Annotated in this window: 22 protein-coding genes and 3 riboswitches; of the genes, 5 read left to right on the top strand and 17 right to left on the bottom strand. The window is 70.0% G+C overall.

The genetic code is table 11. The annotated features are described in order from the left end of the window. The 4 genes from C8K38_RS18335 to C8K38_RS18320 are packed head-to-tail and all read right to left on the bottom strand — an operon-like array spanning position 1 to position 4,591. Positions 1–744 (bottom strand): ABC transporter ATP-binding protein, encoded by a 744-nt coding sequence (locus tag C8K38_RS18335; protein ID WP_097212858.1) that lies wholly within the window; start codon positions 742–744, stop codon positions 1–3. Continuing rightward, positions 731–1,630, bottom strand: a complete 900-nt coding sequence (locus C8K38_RS18330; RefSeq protein ID WP_097212857.1) for an ABC transporter ATP-binding protein — start codon at positions 1,628–1,630, stop codon at positions 731–733. Before C8K38_RS18330 ends, C8K38_RS18335 begins: the two co-directional genes overlap by 14 nt. Beyond that, a complete protein-coding gene (locus tag C8K38_RS18325; RefSeq protein WP_097212856.1) occupies positions 1,611–3,446 on the bottom strand; it encodes an ABC transporter permease in 1,836 nt (611 codons plus the stop codon). Before C8K38_RS18325 ends, C8K38_RS18330 begins: the two co-directional genes overlap by 20 nt. Continuing rightward, complete coding sequence (locus tag C8K38_RS18320) at positions 3,443–4,591, bottom strand: ABC transporter substrate-binding protein (protein ID WP_097212855.1); 1,149 nt, start codon at positions 4,589–4,591, stop codon at positions 3,443–3,445. The genes C8K38_RS18325 and C8K38_RS18320 overlap by 4 nt, the downstream gene beginning before the upstream one ends. A 320-nt stretch (positions 4,592–4,911) precedes the next feature. Further along, positions 4,912–5,025: riboswitch (SAM riboswitch) on the bottom strand. 189 nt (positions 5,026–5,214) lie between these two features. Between C8K38_RS18320 and C8K38_RS18315 the strand changes: the two genes are divergently transcribed. Next, positions 5,215–5,991 carry an SDR family oxidoreductase gene (locus C8K38_RS18315; RefSeq protein WP_097212854.1) on the top strand — a complete coding sequence of 259 codons (777 nt, stop codon included), beginning with the start codon at positions 5,215–5,217 and terminating at the stop codon, positions 5,989–5,991. On the opposite strand, the gene C8K38_RS18310 is transcribed toward C8K38_RS18315, so the two are convergent. Next, positions 5,988–6,569 (bottom strand): TetR family transcriptional regulator, encoded by a 582-nt coding sequence (locus tag C8K38_RS18310; RefSeq protein WP_097212853.1) that lies wholly within the window; start codon positions 6,567–6,569, stop codon positions 5,988–5,990. The two genes, C8K38_RS18315 and C8K38_RS18310, sit on opposite strands and share 4 nt — an antisense overlap. A 101-nt stretch (positions 6,570–6,670) precedes the next feature. Here C8K38_RS18310 and C8K38_RS18305 point away from each other — a divergent pair, with 101 nt between their 5' ends. From C8K38_RS18305 to C8K38_RS18295, 3 genes are all read left to right on the top strand, one after another. Further along, entirely contained in the window at positions 6,671–7,297 is a 627-nt protein-coding gene (locus C8K38_RS18305) for an FMN-dependent NADH-azoreductase (RefSeq protein WP_097212852.1), read from the top strand. Next, positions 7,275–8,498, top strand: a complete 1,224-nt coding sequence (locus C8K38_RS18300; RefSeq protein ID WP_218840985.1) for an MFS transporter — start codon at positions 7,275–7,277, stop codon at positions 8,496–8,498. Before C8K38_RS18305 ends, C8K38_RS18300 begins: the two co-directional genes overlap by 23 nt. 26 nt (positions 8,499–8,524) lie before the next feature. After that, positions 8,525–8,601: riboswitch (ZMP/ZTP riboswitch) on the top strand. Positions 8,602–8,625: 24 nt separating this feature from the next. Then, positions 8,626–9,777, top strand: coding sequence for a phosphoribosylaminoimidazolecarboxamide formyltransferase (locus C8K38_RS18295; protein WP_097212851.1), 1,152 nt, complete (start codon positions 8,626–8,628; stop codon positions 9,775–9,777). A 126-nt stretch (positions 9,778–9,903) separates the two neighbouring features. Here C8K38_RS18295 and C8K38_RS18290 read toward each other — a convergent pair whose 3' ends face one another. The 10 genes from C8K38_RS18290 to ssd all read right to left on the bottom strand — a co-directional run bounded on the left by C8K38_RS18290 (position 9,904) and on the right by ssd (position 17,227). Beyond that, a complete protein-coding gene (locus tag C8K38_RS18290; RefSeq protein ID WP_097212850.1) occupies positions 9,904–10,764 on the bottom strand; it encodes a hypothetical protein in 861 nt (286 codons plus the stop codon). Then, entirely contained in the window at positions 10,761–11,507 is a 747-nt protein-coding gene (locus tag C8K38_RS18285; protein ID WP_097212849.1) for an HAD family hydrolase, read from the bottom strand. Before C8K38_RS18285 ends, C8K38_RS18290 begins: the two co-directional genes overlap by 4 nt. After that, on the bottom strand, positions 11,504–12,319 hold the full coding sequence (locus C8K38_RS18280; RefSeq protein ID WP_097212848.1) for an AfsA-related hotdog domain-containing protein: 816 nt from the start codon (positions 12,317–12,319) through the stop codon (positions 11,504–11,506). Before C8K38_RS18280 ends, C8K38_RS18285 begins: the two co-directional genes overlap by 4 nt. 22 nt (positions 12,320–12,341) lie before the next feature. After that, a riboswitch (SAM riboswitch) is annotated at positions 12,342–12,453 on the bottom strand. Positions 12,454–12,579: 126 nt separating this feature from the next. Further along, positions 12,580–12,924, bottom strand: a complete 345-nt coding sequence (locus tag C8K38_RS18275) for an Rv3654c family TadE-like protein (RefSeq protein WP_097212847.1) — start codon at positions 12,922–12,924, stop codon at positions 12,580–12,582. Continuing rightward, complete coding sequence (locus C8K38_RS18270; protein ID WP_257017579.1) at positions 12,921–13,274, bottom strand: TadE family type IV pilus minor pilin; 354 nt, start codon at positions 13,272–13,274, stop codon at positions 12,921–12,923. Before C8K38_RS18270 ends, C8K38_RS18275 begins: the two co-directional genes overlap by 4 nt. Positions 13,275–13,288: 14 nt before the next feature. Beyond that, positions 13,289–13,492, bottom strand: a complete 204-nt coding sequence (locus C8K38_RS18265; protein ID WP_097212846.1) for a DUF4244 domain-containing protein — start codon at positions 13,490–13,492, stop codon at positions 13,289–13,291. Positions 13,493–13,564: 72 nt separating this feature from the next. Continuing rightward, a complete protein-coding gene (locus C8K38_RS18260; RefSeq protein WP_097212845.1) occupies positions 13,565–14,149 on the bottom strand; it encodes a type II secretion system F family protein in 585 nt (194 codons plus the stop codon). After that, a complete protein-coding gene (locus C8K38_RS18255; RefSeq protein WP_257017590.1) occupies positions 14,146–14,928 on the bottom strand; it encodes a type II secretion system F family protein in 783 nt (260 codons plus the stop codon). Before C8K38_RS18255 ends, C8K38_RS18260 begins: the two co-directional genes overlap by 4 nt. Then, entirely contained in the window at positions 14,925–16,115 is a 1,191-nt protein-coding gene (locus tag C8K38_RS18250; RefSeq protein WP_097212843.1) for a TadA family conjugal transfer-associated ATPase, read from the bottom strand. The genes C8K38_RS18255 and C8K38_RS18250 overlap by 4 nt, the downstream gene beginning before the upstream one ends. After that, positions 16,112–17,227 (bottom strand): septum site-determining protein Ssd, encoded by a 1,116-nt coding sequence (gene ssd / locus C8K38_RS18245; protein ID WP_097212842.1) that lies wholly within the window; start codon positions 17,225–17,227, stop codon positions 16,112–16,114. Before ssd ends, C8K38_RS18250 begins: the two co-directional genes overlap by 4 nt. A gap of 378 nt (positions 17,228–17,605) precedes the next feature. On the opposite strand from ssd, the gene C8K38_RS18240 reads away from it, so the two are divergent. Next, positions 17,606–18,436: an HAD-IB family hydrolase gene (locus C8K38_RS18240; protein ID WP_373560274.1), complete on the top strand. Its 831-nt coding sequence runs from the start codon at positions 17,606–17,608 to the stop codon at positions 18,434–18,436. 448 nt (positions 18,437–18,884) lie between these two features. Here C8K38_RS18240 and C8K38_RS18235 read toward each other — a convergent pair whose 3' ends face one another. Beyond that, positions 18,885–19,637 (bottom strand): oxidoreductase, encoded by a 753-nt coding sequence (locus C8K38_RS18235; RefSeq protein WP_097212840.1) that lies wholly within the window; start codon positions 19,635–19,637, stop codon positions 18,885–18,887. Positions 19,638–19,698: 61 nt separating this feature from the next. Further along, complete coding sequence (locus C8K38_RS18230; RefSeq protein WP_097212839.1) at positions 19,699–20,166, bottom strand: VOC family protein; 468 nt, start codon at positions 20,164–20,166, stop codon at positions 19,699–19,701. Between the last annotated feature and the right edge of the window lie 18 nt (positions 20,167–20,184).

The raw sequence follows: 20,184 nt of genomic DNA, 5'->3' as shown, positions 1-20,184 counted from the left end.
TCATGCCACCTTTCCCAAATATGCTTCTCGTACCGCGGGATTGCCCAACAGATCGGTGGCCTCGCCGTGCAGCACGATCTCGCCGCTCACCAGGACATTGCCGGTATGCGCGATGGACAGCGCGAGCTCGGCCTGTTGCTCGACGATCAGGATCGCGAGCCCGAACCGCTCGTTGAGCCGGACGATCTCGTCCAGCACCCGGTCCACGAACAGCGGGGACAATCCCATCGTCGGTTCGTCCATGCAGATCAGCCGAGGCCGGCTCATCAGTGCCCGGGCGAACGCCAGCATCTGCTGCTCGCCACCGGACAGCGTCCCCGCGTGCTGCCTGCGTCGCTCCGCCAGCCGCGGGAAGTGATCGAACAACTCGGCTGCCCGCTCGGCCAGCACCGAGCGCCGCTCGCGGTGCACATAGCCGCCGACGTACAGGTTCTCCTCGACCGTCATCTCCGGAAAGACCCGCCGCGCTTCGGGAACCGAGGCCAACCCGGCCTTGATCCGGCCCGCTGGGGCCACCGCGGTGGCGTCCTCCCCGTCGATCAGCACCCGCCCGGTCGTGGGGGTCAGCAGCCCGAGGGCGGTCTTCATGGTCGTCGACTTGCCGGAGGCGTTCCCCCCGAGCAGGGACACGATCTCGCCCGGCCGGACTCGGATGGACACCTCGTTCAGGGCTCGCGAGCGTCCGTAATACACGCTCACCCCGTCGAGTTCGAGGATCGGGGGCGCGTGCTCATCGACCGCCATCGGAGTCCACCTGTCCTTCCGCGCCGACCGTGGCAGGTCGCAGCCGGCGACGACCGAGATAGGCCTCGATCACCCGCTCGTCGGCCTGCACCTCTGCCGGGGTCCCGACCGCGATGATCGAACCCTCGTCCATCACGATCACCCGATCGGAGAGCTGGTTGACGAGTTCGAGCTTGTGCTCGACCAGGACGATGGTCTGCCCGTGCGCCTTGAGCTCGGCCAGTTGACGTGCGACCTCGGCGGTTTCGCTCTGATTCATGCCCGCCGCTGGTTCGTCGAGCAGCAACAGGACGGGGTCGAGGGCGAGGGCCCTTGCGATCTCGGTGCGTCGCCGGTTCGCGTAGGACAGCGTGTACGCCGGGTCGCCCGCGCGGGGAGCCAGCCGTTCCCCGAATCTCGCCAGCCCGGAGTCCACCTCGGCGCGGAGGAGTTCCCGCTCGGCCCGCACCTTCCGGGTGGGCACCAGCGCGAGCGCCGTCTCCGCGAGGATCGGAACCCAACGGATCACGGGATACCGGACCAGGGAGCGCAGCGGTCGCGCGGCCCGGAGGGTGCTGTGCAGCCCCACCTCCACGTTCTCGGCCACCGTGAGGTTCCCGAAGACCCGGCCGTTCTGAAAGGTCCTCGCGATGCCCGCCTCGGCAGCCGCCTCCGGGGATCCGGGCCGTACCGTATTGCCGCGCAGCAAGATCCGTCCGGCGTCGGGACGGAGAACGCCGGACACCAGGTTGATCGTAGTGCTCTTTCCCGACCCGTTGGGCCCGATGATGGAGACGAACTCACCCCTGTTGACCTCGAAGTCGATCCCGTCGACGGCGCGCACGCCGCCGAAGGCGCGGCGCAGCCCCGCCACCGACAGGATCTGCTCAGACTGCTGCGCTGACACGGTCCCTCCTCGTCCAGATTCCCTGTGGCCTGAATCGGATGATCAACAGCAGGATCACCCCGTAGAGCAGAATGCGGACCTCGGGCGCCAGCCGGAACAGCTCCGGGACGCCGATCAGGACAACCGAGCCGAGGATCGCGCCGTAGGGGGACCCGGTCCCGCCGAGAACGATGATGGTGACCACCAGGAGCGAGAGCCCCAGGTTGAACACCGTCGGATCGATGTACGAGTACTGGTGTCCGAGGAGCGCTCCCCCGATGCCGGAGAAGATCGCACTGATCGCGAAGGCCAGCGCCTTGTAGTCGCGCACCCGCACGCCCGACGACCTCGCCGCCACCTCGTCGGACCCGACCGACCTGAGCACCGTGCCGAGGTGTGACCGCTGGATCGCGGCCACCACCACCACGGTCAGGGCCAGGAACACCAGATCGAGGCGGAAAAGGTCGGTAGCGGTAGAGAACTCGTACCCGAAGATCCGCGGCGGCGGGATCCCGAACAGTCCGTAGCTGCCCCGGGTCACCGACTCCCAGTTGCGGATGATGGCGACCGTGACGACACCGATCCCGAGCGTTGCGATCGCCACGTAGTGACCGGAGAGCCTCCAGACCGGAGCCGCCAGGACGGACGAGACGATCGCAGCGGTCAGCGCGGCCGTGGCCACCGCCGCCAGGAAGGGCCAGTCGTAGCTGATCGTGAGGATGGCCGAGGTGTACGCACCGATCGCGATCGGACCGGCCTGGCCGATGGTGAGCTGACCGGCCGAGCCCGCCACCAGCGTCATCGAGACCGCGATTATGGCGTAGGCGATGATCTGGGTCCCGACCACCAGTCCGTAGCTGCCCGAGACCAGGGGCACCCCGATCCCGACGACGGCGAAGGCGGCGGCCGCCTGCCACCACTGCACCCGGATCTGTCGACCCGAGCCGAGGAAGGTGCCGGTCAACGGTTCGCTCGAGATCGACGGCGCCTTCGCCAGCAGTCCCCCCGGCCTCAGGACGAGCACCGCGATCAGCACGCCGAAGGTGATCAGGTCCCGGTATCCGTCCCCGAACTGGTAGATCCCCACGGCCTCGATGATGCCGAGCACGAAGCCTCCGAGCACCGCGCCGGGGATCGATCCCAGTCCACCGATCGTCGCCGCGACGAATCCGCTCATCCCGGCGATCGTGCCGCTGGTCGGCGAGATGTTCGAGTTGTACAGTCCGACAAAGATTCCCGCCAGACCGCCGAGGCCCGACGCGATGATGAACGCCAGGTTCTGCACGCGGGGTACCGGGATCCCCATCTGCAGCGCCGCATCGGGGTCCTGCGCCGTCGCCCGGATCGCCAGCCCGTACCTGCCGTACTTGAGGAAGCCTGCGAGGCCGGCCATGACCACGATCGTGATGGCGAACATCACGAGATCCGAAGTCCCGAACCGCACTCCACCTATCTGAAAGTTGTTGGTCGGCAGCACCTGCGGGAACGGTCGTGTCTCGGGGCCGAAGATCATCTGGACGAGGTTCTCGATGATCATGCCCGCGGCGACGGTGGCCAGCAGCGCCGCTACGGCCGGACCCCGGCTCAGCGGTCGCACCGCAACGACGTTGACGACGAACCCGAGCAGACCCGAGACAGCGACCACCACCACGATGGTGGTCCACAGGGACAGCCCCAGTTCGGCGATCAGCCACCACGCGAATATCGACCCGAACGCGAACACCGCGCCGTGGGCGAAGTTGATCACGTTGGTGACCCCGAAGATCAGGGTGATCCCGACGGCGATCAGCGCATAGGCGTTGCCGTGGATGAGTCCGGCGAGCAGGGTGTCGATCATGTGGTGGGTACGAACTTCCCGTTCTGGAGCACGAGCTCGCGGGGCGCCACGCCATCGGGACGGCGGGACTGCTGATCGAAGGCGAACTCGCCCAGCCCGATTCCGTTGAACTCGGATTCCTTCAGGCCCTTGAGGACACCCTCCCTCGTCGCACCGCCGTGGTTCGCGGCGTCGACGAGGACCTTCAGCGCGTCATAGGCGTAGACGTTGAAGTCGCCCGGGTCGACCCCGAACTTCGCCCGGAACTTGCCGACGAAGTCCTGGATACGGGGATCGGTGTCCGCCGGGCTGAAGATCCCGTTCACGATGTCGCCCTCCGCCGCCGGGCCCGCCAGCGTGATGAACTGCGGTGTGTTCTGGCCACCGAAGAACTGCTTGTCGAACCCGACATCCCGGAGCTGCTTGACCACCAGGGCGCCGTCGGGGCCGTAGCCGAGGTGCACGAAGGCCTCCGGCGCCGCCTCACGACCCTTGATCAGGATCGGCTTGACGTCCGTCGAGTCCGGGAGGATCGGCGACGAGTAGACGATCTCGATGCCCTTCTCTGCCGCGAACTGCGAGAAGTATTTGAATGCCTGCTTGCCCCAGTCGGTTTCGAGATAGACCACGGAGACCTTCTTCGCCTTGCGGGAAACCCACTCGGCGTTGCGTTCCTGGAACACGTCGAGGGTGATCGACGGGCTCCACGAGTACTCACCCCCGTTGGTGAACTCGACCGCGGAGTTGGTGAATCCGTACTGCACCAGCTTGCCCCGGTTGTACACCGGGGAGGCGGCGATCGACGCGGGCGAGGAGAAGTCCCCGAGTTCGGCGATCACGGACTGGTCGTCGACGAACTTCGTCGCGATCGGCACGGTCTGCTTCGGATCGGACTGCGAGTCCTCCCATTTGAGCTCGACCTTGCGCCCGTCGATGCCGCCGTTCTGATTGATCTCCTCCAGCGCCAGGTCGAAGCCCTGCTGCCACAGTCGCCCGTACTCTGCCGACGGCCCCGTCTTGGGTCCCGACACACCGAAGTAGACGGTGCCGGCCGTGGCCGCCTCCGAGTCACTGCACGCGGCGGTCAAGCCGAGCAGTGACACCGAGGCGACCATTCCCGCCACTAACCTGCGGGTGCGTCCGGGGACAGCTGGATTGGTACTCATTCTGCGAATTCCTCCGGGTATTCGTCCACGCGAGCGCGCCGCGACAGACAGGAAGCCACCGCGCACGACCTCGTTGTCGTGGCGGCGAATGGGAATAGGAAGGCGAACTGAAAGGACGGCGGCATTGCCAAACAATCCGATCGCCGATTTCGGCCCGTCATTCGAAAAGGCGGGCATAGACGTCGATATCCGCTTCTTGGGATTCTCGACTGGTCTGCCCAACGCAACACGAGCGCTCGACTCGAATTACCGATCAGTTCTCACACTGATCGGCTTCTACACTCCGTGGTGACAATCAACGTATTCAGCTTTCGCGACAGTAGGGGCGCTTGCCGTATCCGCGTGGATACAGCCCGGTCCTCACCCGGGGCACCCCACCGCTCCGCGAGGGTTGCCGATCAGCAAGCCGGGGCTATCAGCTGATACTCATGACCGTTGGGAGAGAAGGTATCCGGGCCCCTACGACGTGTCAACCGTTCGGTTGGGTTCGCCGCCCGCCTCGCCCCGCGCCGGCCTTCCCGCACCCGCCCAGCGCTGCACATTTACCTTGCCGAAACGGTTCCCGATAATTCGGATCACCGTGAAAACAATGGGCCCGAACCGAATTCAGTAGTGTTCGCGAGGTGAACGAATCCAGCTGGCCACCGGTCAACCCCTTCGTGCCCGACGGCCGAATACTCGTCATCGGCGCGAGCACCGGGATAGGTCGCGCGGCCGCCGCGATGGCATACCGGGCGGGGGCCTCCGTCGCGGGCGTCGCCCGGGACGAGGCGGGCCTGAAGCGGTCCTTCGCCGCGATCGACGAATCGGATACCGACCGGTTGCTACCGATCGCCGCGGACGTCCGCGATCCGGCCGGACTCGAGTCGATCTTCACTCGCGCAGGCACGGTCGATCACGTGCTGCTGACGGCGGGATTCGCCGCGACCGGCCCCACTCGGACCACCCCGTGGTCGGCGCTGGAACCGGCGTACACCGACCGGCTCGCCACCGCCTATGCCGTCGCGCAACGCGCGGCGCCTGCACTGGCGCCCGGGGGCTCGCTCGTCTTCACCTCCGGCGGGTTCGCGGTCCGGCCCGCGGCCGATACGAGCGTCGTCGCCGCCGGACTGGCCGCGCTCGAGACGTTCGTCAGGGGGCTCGCGCTCGAGGTAGCGCCGAGAAATCGCGTCAACGCCATCCGGCCGGGACGGATCGACACCCCGATGCTGCGCGGCGCGCTCACCCGCAACGCGGGCGGCCCGGTCGACGACGAATCGGTTTCGGCCGCGGGACGTTCCATTCCCCTCGGGCGGGTCGGCACGGCCGACGAGGCCGCGCACGCCGCGCTCTTCCTGATGGCGAACACGTACATCACGGGCGTCACACTCGGCGTCGACGGCGGCCAGAGCCTGCGCTAGGTGCCGATGGCACGCTTACCGAGCTCGATGATCGACGCCCGGAGCGTGGCCTCGTCCACCGCGGGCTCGGTCCCGCCCGTCACCATCGTGAGCAGCTGAGGCACGGTGGACGGCCAGGCGGCGATCCCGATCAGCGTGAATAGGGAGATCGCCGTGCGCGCGTCGGCCTCGCGGCCGAGCAGCTGTGCGAGGCTCTGCACCTTGTCCAGGTACACCTGGCCGCGCGCCTCGTCGCTCGGCAGGTCCTCCTTCCGGTAGTGCAGCGACTCCCACATCAACAGCCGCAGCAGGTCCGGGCGCGCGCGATGGAAGTCGAAGACCGCCCCGATGTAGTCGTCGAGGTCGGTCTCCGGAGTGAGCGGATGCGCCTGCCCGAGCTCGGTGAGCGCCTCCATGATCACCGCGTCGAACAGCTTCTCCTTGCTGCCGAAGTACCCGTAAATGCGTTCCTTGTTGACCCCCGCGCGCTCGGCGATCCGGTTGACCCGACCGCCGGCGATGCCGGTCTCCGCGAACTCAGAACGCGCCGCGTCCAGGAGTTTTCGTCGCGTCGATGATCCCTCGGCATGCTCATTCATGCGCGAATCCTATCCGCAACATTTCCGGGATCGCGGAACCCTTGTGCTCCAACCAACTGGTTGGTAGAAGTATGTCCTGCCCACAATGGAAGGACCCTTCGATGACCAACGCCCTGCACATCAACGCCTCCGCGCGCGGCAAATCGAGCGACTCGCGCAGCATCGCCACGACGTTCCTGGACGCCCTGGCCGTCCAGGACCCGTCGCTCACCGTCGACACGCTCGACCTGTTCGAGGAGCGGCTGCCCGATTTCGGCACCGCCGCCGCGGGCGCGAAACTCGCCGTCTTCACAGGCCAGGAGCAGACGCTCGAACAGGGTCGGGCCTGGGACCAGGCCCGAGAGGTCTTCGACCGCTTCGCGGCGGCCGACCTCTATGTCCTGAGCATCCCGATCTGGAACTCCGGGATCCCGTACATCCTCAAGCAGTGGATCGACCTCGTCACCCAGCCGGGGTGGGCGTTCGAGTTCGACCCCGCGAAGGGGTATTCAGGGCTGCTCGCGGGCAAGCGCGCCGTCACCGTCTACACCAGCGGTGTCCACAGCCCCGGCGTCCCCCTGGAGTTCGGAGCCGATTTCGCGACCCCGTTCGTCGAGGACTGGCTGCGTTTCGTCGGCATCGACTCGGTCGCCGAGATCCGGTACGCCCCGACGGTCCTGACGCCCGACCCCTCGGCGGGCCTGGCCGTCGCCCAGGAGCGGGCACGTGAGCTCGCAGCCGGCTTCTGATCTCGCGGCGGTGCCCGCCGTTGCGGCGGCGGAGCCGCGCTGGGCACCCACGGGACGAACGATCGGCCTGATCTGTCTCGCGGGCACCCTCGTCGTCGGGCAGCTGTACGTCGTCCTCCCACTCCTCGACGACCTGTCGCGGGAGTGGGGGGCGACGCGCTCGGCCGTGACGTGGACGACGACCTGCTTCGGGCTCGCGTACGCGCTGGGGTTTCTCGTCACGGGTCCGCTCTCCGATCGTTGGGGCAGGCGCCCGGTGATCGTCGGCGGGCTGCTGGCGACCTCGGTGACGACCCTGCTCGTGGCACTCGCCCCGAGTCTCGAGCTCGGCCTCGCGGCCCGGATCGCGCAGGGCGCGACCGCGTCGCTGTTCGCCCCCGCCGCGTTCGCCTATCTCGCCGAGCAAATCGACCCGCGGCGTCGGGTGCTCGCGCTCACCTGCCTGACAAGCTCCTTCCTCGCAGCGGGCGTGCTCGCGCAGGTGGCCTCGCAGGCGGTCGCGGCCGCCTGGGGCCCGAGCGCGATATTCCTGTTGAGCAGCCTGGGATTCGTGCTGTTCGGCGTGGCGGCGTGGCTCGTGCTCGCGCCGCGGGCACCGGTCCCCGGCCCGCCCGCTAACGAGCCGCGCGGCCTGCGCGCCTCGTTCGGTCCCTTCGTCGCCCTGCTGCGAAACCCGGTGCTGGCCTTGCTGTTCGTCAGCGGCGTCAGCGTTCTCGGTGTGTTCGTCGGCCTGTACACCGGGATCCAGCTCAGCCCCCCGGACGGTATCGACGGCGGTGGCATGCTGGCGCTCCGGGCCAGCGCCCTGCCCGCGATGATCGCGGTCCCGCTGCTGGCGGGCCGGCTGGCTCGGGTGGCTCCGACGACCCGGGTGGTGTCGGCGCTGCTCGCGGCGGCGATCACCGCCGCGGCCACGGCGGCGCCGTTCGGGAACGCGTGGGTCGCGCTGTGCCTGCTGATCTTCGTGGCGGCGATCGCGGTTGCGGCGCCGGCACTGGTGCAGGCCATCGCGGAGCGGGCTGGCGCAGCGCGCGGCGCGGCCACCTCGCTGTACACCTTCACGCTGTTCGTCGGCGCGAGCACCGGACCGCAGGTGGCCAATCTGCTCGCCGGGGTCGGCTACTGGGCCGTCGCGGGCGCGATGGCCGCGGTGGCCCTCGCGGGCGCCGCCCTCGCTTACGTGGCGGCGAGGATCGACTGAGCCGGAAGCGGCAAGAGTGCTAACGTCGCGCGTATCGCGACTGGCGTTTGGTGGGACACCACAAGGAAGCGAATTCGGAGCGTCGTACGCCTGGGTGCTCCTCAGTTGACTACTGAGGAGCACCCACATGGAACTGCGGTACGGAATGAACCCGCATCAGCGCGCCCGCGTCACCTCACCGGCGCCACCGGTTCGAGTCATTCACGGATCCCCATCGTTGATCAACTACCTCGATGCGCTGAACGGTTGGCAGTTGGTTCGAGAGGCTGCGGCGGTCACTGGCGACGCAGCAGCAGCTTCGTTCAAACATGTCTCCCCAGCCGGCGCTGCCCTGGCGGGCGATCTGGACGAGACCATGCGCCGCGCTTGGGATCTCGGCGACGGTGCGGTCGGCGACGCTACCGCTGCCTATGTACGTGCGCGGGACATCGACCCGAAATCATCGTTCGGGGATCTGATCGCAGTCTCGGAGCCGGTGGACCGTGAGTTGGCGGACCTACTTGCGGGTGTCGTCTCCGACGGAATCATCGCGCCGGGGTTCGAGCCGGGCACGGTGGAGATTCTGGCGCGGAAAAAGCGCGGCACATTCCTCGCCCTCGAGGCAGATGCGTCCTACGAGCCGCCGCCATGGGAACAGCGCGAGGTGTTCGGAATGGTGCTCGAGCAAGAACGCGATCGGCTGCCAATCACGGCGGACCTACTGCGGGTGGTGCATGGTTCTGCGCCGCGCCCGGACACCATCCGCGACGCACTGTTGGGCATGGTCACAGTGCGCTACACGCAGTCGAACTCCGTGGCCTACGTGAAGGACGGCATGACGATAGGCGTCGGTGCCGGTCAGCAGTCCCGAGTGGACTGCACTCGGCTCGCCGGCGCGAAGGCCGGCATCTGGTGGCTGCGCCGCCTGCCTGCCATTCAGTCACTCGAATTCGCCGAGGGGACGTCCCGGCAGGACCGGCTGAACTGGCAGGTTCGCCTTGCCGAGAACGCTGTGACGGACTCCCAGCGGACGGCGCTCACCGCTCAGGTGACCTCTACAGCCCAGGTCGCGGAGGTAGAAGAGGCCGACCGCCTGGAATGGCTCGCTCGCCTCACCGATGCCACCCTCGTCTCCGACGGATACATCCCGTTTCGCGACAACATCGACCACGCAAGCCGACTCGGAGTGCGCTACATCGTCGAGCCCGGCGGCTCCACCCGAACGGGCGAAGTCGTGGATGCATGCCGAGAGCTGGGACTGACCCTGATCCACACCGGAACACGCTTGTTCCACCACTGACGAGCCGACTCTGCAGCCCGCGAGCGGACCTCCTCCTCGAGTCCAGAGACCGCAGGCCGGCGACACCACACCTTCCACGGGGGTCTCGCCGGCCTGATCCTCGGCCGATGGCATGCGCCCCGGGGCTCAGTCCCTTGTCGTGAACTCCGCAAAGCCGGGAACCGGGATCTTCAGCTGCGCGTGGATGTCGCCGCCGAGCCCGAACTGACCGATGGCGCCGCCGTAGTTCTGCTGGTAGCTCTGCCAGAGCACCACGACGCTGACGATGCGATTGGCCCCCGGGCTGTCCGGGGGCGGAAACGCATTCGGCAGCGAGGCCCGGTAGGTCGCGTGGCCGTCCTGGTCGGTGACGAACACGTTCGGCACCCCCAGCGGCCCGGGTCGCGTCGGCGCGGCCGGGTCCAGGTCCCGCTGGCGCAGCGACATCACGGTGTACAGCGACTCCGGGATCAGACCCGAGAACTCGAAGGAGAACTCGCCGTCCCTGCCGTCCGCGCTGACCCCCACCCGCACGGTGCCCCGCGCCTGCAGCCAGTCCCTGAGGGTGACCGGCCGGGTCAGGCGCCTACCGTCCTCGTACCGGAGGTCCGGGATCGGCGTCTCGTGGAACGCGTAACTGGGCCGCCGGACCTGCGCGGCCTCGGGAACCTGGTCGGGCGCGAACACGATCGGATAGTTGTTGGCGGGCAACGGGAGCGGCAGGGTGTGCAGCACCGTCGCCCCGTCCTCCGCCGACAGCTCCGTCCCGAGTTCGCGCACGATCGTGTACGGCTCCACGCTCCCGAACTCGGGAACCGGGGTCCCCGCATCGACGATCGCGCTCCCCCACTCCCGCCCGACGGAGCCGTCGCCTGCGTCCCGGGTGATCCACCCGACCACGACGAAATTGCCGTCGCGGTCGACCGCCTCGCTTGGCGGATAGAGCGGGCCCTGCGTGGTGGGTGTGAGCTCGTAGAGCTTGGATTCGGCCGAAACCCGTTCTGTCATCGAAGACCTCGCTGTCCGGCACTGGTGACGGCGAGCAGCGGGACGGCCCCGGCCAGACCGGTGGTGGCGCTGCCCAGTACCCGCCACCGATCCCGGGCCGCGTGCGCCCGGAGTACCGGATCGCTGCCGCGGAGCCCCGGGTGCCCGACCGCCTCGAGGAAGGCGAGGTCGCTGTCGTGGTCGCCGTACCCGTAGCTGTTCCCGGCATCGATCCCGAGTTCGTCCAGTACCGAGGTGACGGCCTCCGCCTTGGCCTGCCCGATCATCGGCCGCTCGACCTCACCGGTCAGCAGCCCCCGGCCGTCCGTGACCGGGCGGCTCGCCACGATCCGGTCGGCACCGACGGCCTCCCCGATCGGCCCCAGTGCGGGCCCGAACGAGCCCGACAGCAGCACGATCGCGGCACCGGCGTCGCGATGGTCACGCAACGCGGCGAGGGTGTCCGCGTAGTACGGGGCTGCGGTGGACTCGAATTCCCGATACCACCGGCGACCCGATTCCTCCAGCTCGACGAGTGGCACCCCACGGAACGTGCGGTAGTAGCTGCGGTTGACCTCCTCCCGCGGGGTGCCGTCATCCGACGCCCGCCGCAGTGCGCCGAGCAGCCTCGAGTACGCGCTGCCGTCGTCGCCCCGCTCGCGCAGCCAGTGCTCGAGGAATGCGAACATGCTCTTGACGGTGATCAGCGTCTCGTCGACGTCGAAGAAGGCGACCTGCACGGGACGGGAGCCGGTGTGCGTCACGCGGTGGCCCCGAGGAAGGCCTCGATGGCCTTCGCTGCCTTGCGTCGTTCGATCTGGCTGATCGTCGAGTTCTCCAGCGCGGCAAACGAGATCGTCGCTGTCGCGACGCTGCGGCCGAACTGGGTCACCTCGATGTCGATCGTGAACTGCAGCTTGGCCGGATCCTGGATCGACACCGCTCCGAACCGGGCGTGCAGCGATGCGGGCAACGGGAACAGGAAGGTCTTGAACGACAGGTCGATCGAGTTCCACACGACGTAGTAGTGCTGTTCGGGCGAGCGGATGCCGTACTCGAGCTCGAAGGCCCCGAGGAACAGCTGCCGTGCCGCCTCGACGATCACCAGTCCCTGGACGTGCTCGCCGGTCTGATGATCGATGAGCAGCTCGTTGTCCCCGTCGATCCGGAGGTCGGCGGTGAAGCTCCCGTCCTCGGCGCGCGCCAGGTTGGCGATGAGGACGTTGGTCTCCTGGTACTTGTGCACGTGGTGGCGCGGCGCCGGGGAGGCGATGTCGCCGAGCAGGCGGACCTCTGCGGCGGGGGCATGGATCGACGCGACGTGCTCGACGTATTCCTTGTCGTGCCGCTTGATCCCCTGCCCGAGCCGGATGGTCAGATCGGTGGACGCGTTCCGGAACGCGCCGCCGCGCAGCGCGGTGACGAGACCCGACACGGTGTGGACGCGGGTGCCATCGGCGAAGCCACGGAATCGATCGGCGACGACGACCAGATCCGTGAGCGGGATCGCGGCGACGACTTCGGCGGCCGGGTGCTGCGGTGAGAGGGCCGCCGGGGCGAGCTGAACTGCGGACATGGGTATCCCCTTCGAGGACTGAATTGAGCGCTTATGGCGTCGGACGACCGCCATCCGGTCGTCACCCGGAGCACCCCGCCGCACTGGAGGGTTGCCGATCAGCGAGCCGGGGCTTGACGCTGATACTCATGACCGTGGACAGAAAATTAGGTCCACCCGAATCGCGCGTCAACCCAACCAACCGATTGGTTGCTGTGAGGTGGGGCTCAAGTTTGCGATCGGGTAAGGGCGTTCGCCGGCGGACGCACCGGGATATGCCGCTACGGGACCGGGCCCGCCCTGGCCGCGGCGACGGCATCGCCACCTCCGACGGCCGGTAGCGGCAGCCGGACCCCGACGGTCACCACCACGTCCCAGTCCTCGATCCGGCAGTCGCGGACCGTCCCCCGCATCCGCCCGGCGATCGTGGTCGCCGCGGCGCAGGCCGCCTCCGTGCCTCGCTCGAGGGCGGCCGCGGCCGCGAGGGCCGCCAGGTCCGCCGCCGACTGCGCCCGGTGCCGTGCCGACACCGCCGAACCGAGGTGGATCACCAGGGCTGCCACCGCGATCAGCGCCAGCATCGCCCAGCAGGCGAGGACGGTCGCCGCTCCACGCTCGTCCTTCACCCGCCGGCTCCCCTCGGCAACGAATCCGACGGCGGTCCCGCCGAGCCCGGGTCCTCCACGGCGGCAATCGCTTCCGCAGAGACGTCGAGTGCCGGCAGCAGCGGCACCGCGACCTCGACCGCCGCCGTGGCGAACCCGTCGACCTCCCGCACAGTGATGCGCGCACCCCGCGGAGCCACCCGCTGCGCAGCGGGGATCGCCTCCGCCCGGTCGCCGCGCGCGACGAGCCGGGCCGCCTCCCGCGCGGCATCCACGCAGCGAACATGCGCGGACACCGCGAGAAAGGAACCCAGGCACAGCACCACGACCACCGTGATCGAGGCGATCGCGATCGCGGCCTCCACCGTCACCGCACCGACATCGTTCAGACCGCGGTGTTCAGTGCCTTGTCGATGATCCCGGTCAGCGCAGTCACGATGGAGTCGCCCGTCACCACCGAATACAGCACCGCCCCGAATGCCGCCGCGGCAATGGTGCCGATCGCGTACTCCGCGGTCGACATGCCGTCCTCGGCGGCCGCCGCGAGCAGCAATCGGGTGCGCAGCGCGCCAATCCCCTTGGTCACCATAATGTTCCCCCCTCTCGATCACCGTCGCGGTATCTCCGCGACGGGTTCTCTCGGCCCTGCGACTGCGCCGACTCACAGCACACCGCCGCTCAGCACCCGGGTGGCCAGACCGACCACCACCGGGACGATTCCGAGGCAGAGGAAGGCGGGCAGGAAACACAGCCCGAGCGGACCGCTGATCAGCACACCCGCCCGCTCCGCCGCGGCCACCGCCCTGTCCTCGAGCGCGAGCCTGCGGTGGGCCGCCAACTCGGCCACCGCCCCCGCAAAGGCCGCGCCGGACCGCGAGGAGCGGCGAGCCATCCGCGCGAGCCCCTCCGTCTCCGGGTGCGCCGCCGCACGCTCCCAGGCGATCTCGGGCTCCGCGCCGAGGGCCAGCAGGTTCGCGGCCGAGTCGAGTGCGCTGCCCAGCGGCTCCGGAGCGGACACCGCGACCGCCTCCGCCACCGCGGCGACGGGCATCCCCGACTGCAGGCACGCGGCCAGGAGGTCGAATCCGGCGGCGATCGCCATGGGATCGGTGGCCACGCGGTGCCGCGCACGCTCGGCCCGGCCGGCGGGCGCCGCCACCGGGTCCCGCAGCCGCGTCGCCGCCGGGCCGGCACCGGGAGTGGCGAGCGCGGCGCCCGCCAACAGCACCGCCACCGCGGCGCTCATCGGGTCACCCGCCCGGTGATGCGGTCCGTCCAGAGCAGGCCGGCGCAGACGAACAACGTGCCGAGCACCAGCAGCGTCCCCCCGAGACCGCCGGACAGCAGTACCCGCAGCGGGCTCGCGCCCATCAACTGGCCCAGCGCGATCCCCAGCAATGGCAGGCAGGCGAGCACCGCCGCCGTGGCCCTGGCCCCCGACAGCCCCGCCTCCACCCGGTCCCGGAACCTGATGCGCCCCACCAGGTCCGCGCGGACCGCATCGAGCAGGTCCGCCAGCGCGACGCCGTACCGGTCGGCCACCCGCCATGCCGCCGATACCCGCGCCAACTCGGCGTCGATCGCGCTCCCTGCGCCCTGCAATCCGTCGGCGGCGCTGCCCCCGAGCCGGGCGCGGGCCGCGGCGGCCCGGAACGCATCAGCCGCCGCACCACTCGATTCCCTCGCCGCCGTGGTGCAGGCGTTCGCCGGATGGGCGCCCACCCGCAGCTCCCCCGTCGCCGCCTCCAGGCAGCCGAGCAGCCCGCACAGTTCCGCGTTCCGCGTGCCCTCGCGGCGACGGCGTGCGCGTCGATACGCGGTCGTCAGCGTGAGCGCGGCACCCGCACACCCCGCCGTCGGCGCGTAGATCATCACGGCGGCAATCGATCCGAGCACCACGGCCGCCCACAACCGGGCATGTCCCCGCAGCCCTGCGCCGCGACGCGGTGGGCTCAGCCTCGTCATCGTCCTGGTGGTGGGCGCGACGACCAGCGCGAGCTCGGCGACCGTCAGCGCCGCGATCACCACGACCCCGCCCCGACGCCGCGTCGCTCGAGCAGGTCCGCGAGGCGGTGCGCTCCCGGACAGCTCTCGGCGGTCGGGGTCCATGCCGGCAACACGCCGACCTGCCCGCGCTCGTCCCGATCCAGCACGCCGATCTGAGCGAGCCTGCGCCTGCCGTCCGCCGCACGGTGTACGTGCAGCACCACCTGTACCGCGGCCGCGAGCTGGCTGTGCAGGGCGGCGCGGTCCAGGCCGCCGAGTGCTGCCAACGCCTCCAACCGGGCGGGCACCTCCTCCGGCGAGTTCGCGTGCACGGTGCCGGCCCCGCCGTCGTGACCGGTGTTCAACGCGGTGAGGAGGTCTACCACCTCGCCGCCGCGCACCTCCCCGACCACGATGCGGTCCGGCCGCATCCGGAGCGCCTGCCGCACCAGTTGCCGGACCGTCACCTCGCCGACCCCCTCGACGTTCGGGGCACGGGCGACCAGCCGCACCACGTGCGGGTGAGTCGGTGCCAGCTCGGCCGCGTCCTCCACGCAGACGATCCGCTCACGGCGGTCGACCTGCGCCAGCAACGCCGCGAGCAGGGTGGTCTTGCCCGCGCCCGTCCCGCCGACGACCAGGAACGCCAGCCGGGCGGCGACGATCCGCACGAGCAGTTCACGGGCCTCGGCGGGCACCGTGCCGCCCGAGCAGAGCGCGTCGAGACCCTGCGTCGCGGGCCGAAGCACCCGCAACGACACGCAGGTCCCGCCGTAAGCGAGCGGGGCGAGCACCGCGTGCAACCGCACCCCGAACCCGGCCCCCGCCGCCGCCGGCAGGCGGCCGTCCACCCAGGGCTGGGCGTCGTCGAGTCGCCTTCCCGCCGCCAGCGCGAGGCGCTGCGCCAGCCGCCGCACCGCGGCCTCATCGGCGAACCGGACCGGGGCCCGCTCGAGACCCGAGCCCCGGTCCACCCAGACCTGGTCCGGCGCGGTGACCAGGACGTCGGAGACATCCGGCTGTGCGAGAAGCGGTTCCAGCGCTCCGGCACCGGTGAGCTCGGTCTGCAGCACCTGCAGCGCGTCGAGCAGGTCCGTGTCCCCGAGCACCCCGGAGGCCTCCGCCCGGATCGCGGCCGCCACCATCGCCGGGCTGGGCTGCGCCGACGTCCGCGACAATCGCTCCCTGACCCGGTCCAGGAGTTCGGGCGAGACCAGGGAGCTCACGCGGCCCGCCCCCCGGCGCCGGGCCCGAGCACCTCGAGGACCGCCCGCGCGCCCACGGCCAACGGCGATCGCCTGCGCAGCCGCAGGCCGCCGCGCTCGAGGGCAGCCGACAGCCGGGGCTGCGGCCGCATCACCGCGAGCACCGGGAGCCCGAGGAGCTCACCGACGTCCGCGCCGCGCAGCCCACCGGGCGCCGGACCGCGCACCACCACGCCCACGTTCGGATTCCTGGTGCGTGCCGCGGCCACCACGGATTCGGCCGCCGCCGCCGACCGCACCTGGGCGGGCACGACGACCGCCACCAGATCGGCCAGGTCGAACACCACGGCGGCCAGGTCGCCTAGGCCTCGTCCGACATCACACACCACGAGATCACCGGCACCGCAGCCCGATTCGACCATCGCCCGCATCGCCGCCGCCGACGGCCGTCCCGCGTCCCCGCCACGCCCGCAGGACAGCACGGCCACCCCGGCACCCGCGCCGGGCAAGGCGTCGTGCAGTGCGGCCGCCGACACCCGCCCGCCCTCGACGACCACCGCCGGCCAGCGCAGCCCCGGGCGATCCTCGAGACCGAGCAGCAGGTCGAGGCCACCGCCCTGCGGATCGGCATCCACCAGCAACGCGCGACTCCCGGTCCTCCGGGTGGGGCCGGTCAGCGCGATCGCCGCGGCCAGGGTGGACGCCCCGGCACCGCCACATCCACCGACCACGGCGACCACCGAGCCACCCGCCACCGCGCGGTCGCGCCGCTGCGCCAGCGACTCGACCAGGGCGGGTTCATCGGCGGGCAGGACGAGGACGGACTCCGCCCCCACCGCGGCGGCGGCCTGCCACTCGAGGAGGCCGGGCGGGCCCGAGCACACCACATGGACGGCCGACCTGCGCGGCAACGCGTCGGCGGCGCAGGCCCGGGCGGCGGCCGGATCCAGCGCGATCGACGCCGCGCCGTCCCACACCTGCCGGGGAATGGGGAGCACCCGCTCGTCCAGGGCGCGGTCGGCCGCGGCCGCGGCACGGCGCACGCTCAGGGACAAGCCGTCCTCCGCGAGCACCGCGAGGACCGGCCGGACATTCGGCGGATGCGGGGCACCCGATGCATGTGGGGGTTCCATACCGACGAGCCTGCGCGACCGGACGGGACCGCAGGCCGGAGATCTCGCCGGATGTGGACAGAATCGGGCCTGGGGATGGATTCCGGTATCCGCGAACCACTCCGGCGTCGAGGACCGTGCGGAACGACCGCGTCGACGCGGGAGAGGACGAGGCCCGGACGGCCAGAAAATGGAGGAAGACCCCCGCCAGGGGGGGAGGAGGCGGGGGTCTTCAGAGTTCAGCCCCGGGGGGTCGGGCTGAACACACCCAGATCAAGTCCAGGTGATTTTGATACTACACCCGCCGCGATCCGAGTTTGCAAATTCGAATTTCCTGTCGGAGATCCGAAGGTGAACACTGAGAATCGCGCTCCGATCCACGATTCACCTGGGGGCTCTATCCTGGATTCCGTGACCGCAGAGGCGAACAGACAGCCCGGGAACGGCCGGGTCGCGGCGTTCTTCGACCTGGACAAGACGATCATCGCAAAGTCGAGCACGCTCGCGTTCAGCAAGCCCTTTTTCGACCAGGGCCTGATCAATCGACGCTCCGTCCTCAAGAGCAGTTACGCCCAGTTCCTCTTCCTGCTCGCGGGCGCCGACCACGACCAGATGGAGCGAATGCGCACCCACCTGACCAATATGTGCGCAGGCTGGGACGTGGAGCAGGTGCGCGCGGTGGTCGCCGAGACGCTGCACGACATCGTCGACCCGCTCGTGTTCGCCGAGGCGGCCGATCTGATCGCCGACCACAAGCTCCGCGGCCACGATGTCGTCGTGGTGTCGGCATCGGGCGAGGAGGTGGTGTCTCCGATCGCGGAAGCCCTCGGGGCCGACCACGCCGCCGCGACCCGGATGGAGGTCAAGGACGGACGCTTCACCGGCGAGGTCGACTTCTACTGCTACGGCGAGGGCAAGGTCGACGCGATCCGCGAACTGGCGCTGAGGGAGAACTACGATCTCGACCTGAGCTTCGCCTACTCGGATTCGGTGACCGACCTACCGATGCTCGCCGCGGTCGGCCACCCCACCGCCGTCAACCCGGACCGCGCCCTTCGGAAGGAAGCCGCCGGAAACGGTTGGCCCATACTGACTTTCTCCAATCCGGTGTCTCTGCGGGCCCGCCTTCAGCCGCCGTCGAGATCCACCGTCGCGACGACAGCAGCGGTCGGCTTCGGCGCGTTGGCGGCAGGCGCGCTGACGTACGGAATGCTGCGCCGTCGGCGCTGACCTGGACCGAAGACTGGGATCAATCCAGGTGTGCGAACCCCTTGAAGCGAGTGCGGTCACAGGGTACAAAGGAGTTACGGATGAACGGCAGGCCAAGGTCGACCCGGAAGAGAAGGATCGGTCTCCCGGCCGCGAAGTCCCAGCACGGACACCAGGCACCCACGCGGAGCCGCAAGCCACTATAAGGGCAGCAGCGTTGTGGGCCTGCGTGACTCGGACATTCGGCAGCGAGGACCTTGCACGAGTTGCAGAGGCGAACTGACGATGCTCGAGCCTACGCCGAGGCCGGACACACAACCCACCAAAGCACGCTTGGTAACCCGGCGATCCGTGCTAGCGGGCGGCGAAGTCGACGAGAGTCGGCAGCGCCGCTCGCATTGCGTCCGGGGCCGTTGACGCACCGAGCCCAGTGCCGTTGCCTCCCAGACGAAGTCCGACCCCGAGCGGATCAGCCCGCGGCCGCGGCGTCCGCGATCGACATGGCCTCCCGCGCCCCGGCCTCCATCGCGCCGCAGCACAGGATCACCCAGCTGCCGACACCCTCTGCGGTTCCCGACGCGAAGCCCGTGACACCGTCGCGGTACGCCTGCTGCCGCCGCAGCCAACTCACCTCGGGCACACCCAGATTGTGGGGATCCAGCCCGGTCGACGCCGCCACCAGTCGGGACGCGGCCCGCGCGACGACCCCGTCGGCGGCACCGAACGGGGACAACGACAACAACTCCCCGTGCACCACGGCCGCCAGGACCGGAGCGGGCGCCTTCGTTCCGCCGGTGACCAACTGTGCGAGACCGTCGAGCCGCTCCGCGACCCCGGGGTCCGTCCGCGGTCGGCCAAGCGTGGACTGGTCGGTGACCAGGTCGGCCGCCGCGAGCAGGTGCAGCCGGGCCAGCGCCTGGAGCGGCGCCCGCTGCCAGGTCGGCACCATGATGGTGAGCGCGTCGCCGTCGATGGCCTGGGCCACCCGCAGCGCACCCGCCAGGATCGGGTCGCCCTCCTCGCCCTCGGCGGGCAGTTCGGTGCTGCCCCCGTCGATGGACGCGGACGCCCGCGCTGCGCGGATGGCCGCCTCGGCCGCGGTCGTCGGCCAACCACGGCGATTGGTCTTGTGCCGGTGCACCTCGCCGAGCGCATCGCGTGCCCGGTCGGCGGCTTCGCGCACGCCGGGCAGGTCCACCAGGGGCTGCAGGGGGTCGTTCACGCTGCTCAACGCTACCCGGCGGCCCCATCGGTCACGCGAGCGAGGAGGCCGGGCGGCACGGCTATCGGTCCCCCGCGCCCGCGGGGCCGGCCTCCCCGATGGTGACGCGACCGCCCTCGTGCACCACCAGGCCCGGGTTGTGCGCGATCTCCCAGCGGTAGCCGTCCGGATCGGTGAAGTACCCGCTGTACCCGCCCCAGGCCCGCTGGGCACCCGGCACCAGCACCGTTCCCCCTACTCGCGCCGCGGTCGCGAGGACCTCGTCCACCTCCCCCGGGCTGCCGACGTTGTGACCGAGGGTGATGGGGGCCCGACCCTGCTCGCCCGCCACCGGCGCCGTCGGCCCGGCCTCCCGCACCATCTCGTCGACCGACCACAGCGAGAGCAGCATGCCGGAGCCGATCTGCAGGAACAGCACCTCGCCCTGGACGTAGAGCGTCGGCGTCCATCCCAGTCCGCCGACGTAGAACGCGTGCGATCGCGCCGGGTCGACGACGCCGAGGGTGAGCACACTCAGATGCTGGTCCACCCCTCCACTGAACCACCG

Origin of the sequence: Rhodococcus sp. OK611 (genome assembly GCF_003050885.1) — a bacterium.
Classification (GTDB): Bacteria; Actinomycetota; Actinomycetes; order Mycobacteriales; family Mycobacteriaceae; genus Rhodococcus_G; species Rhodococcus_G oryzae.
The sequence above is the reverse complement of the archived record's forward strand: the minus strand, read 5'-3'. Positions and strand labels throughout refer to the sequence as shown.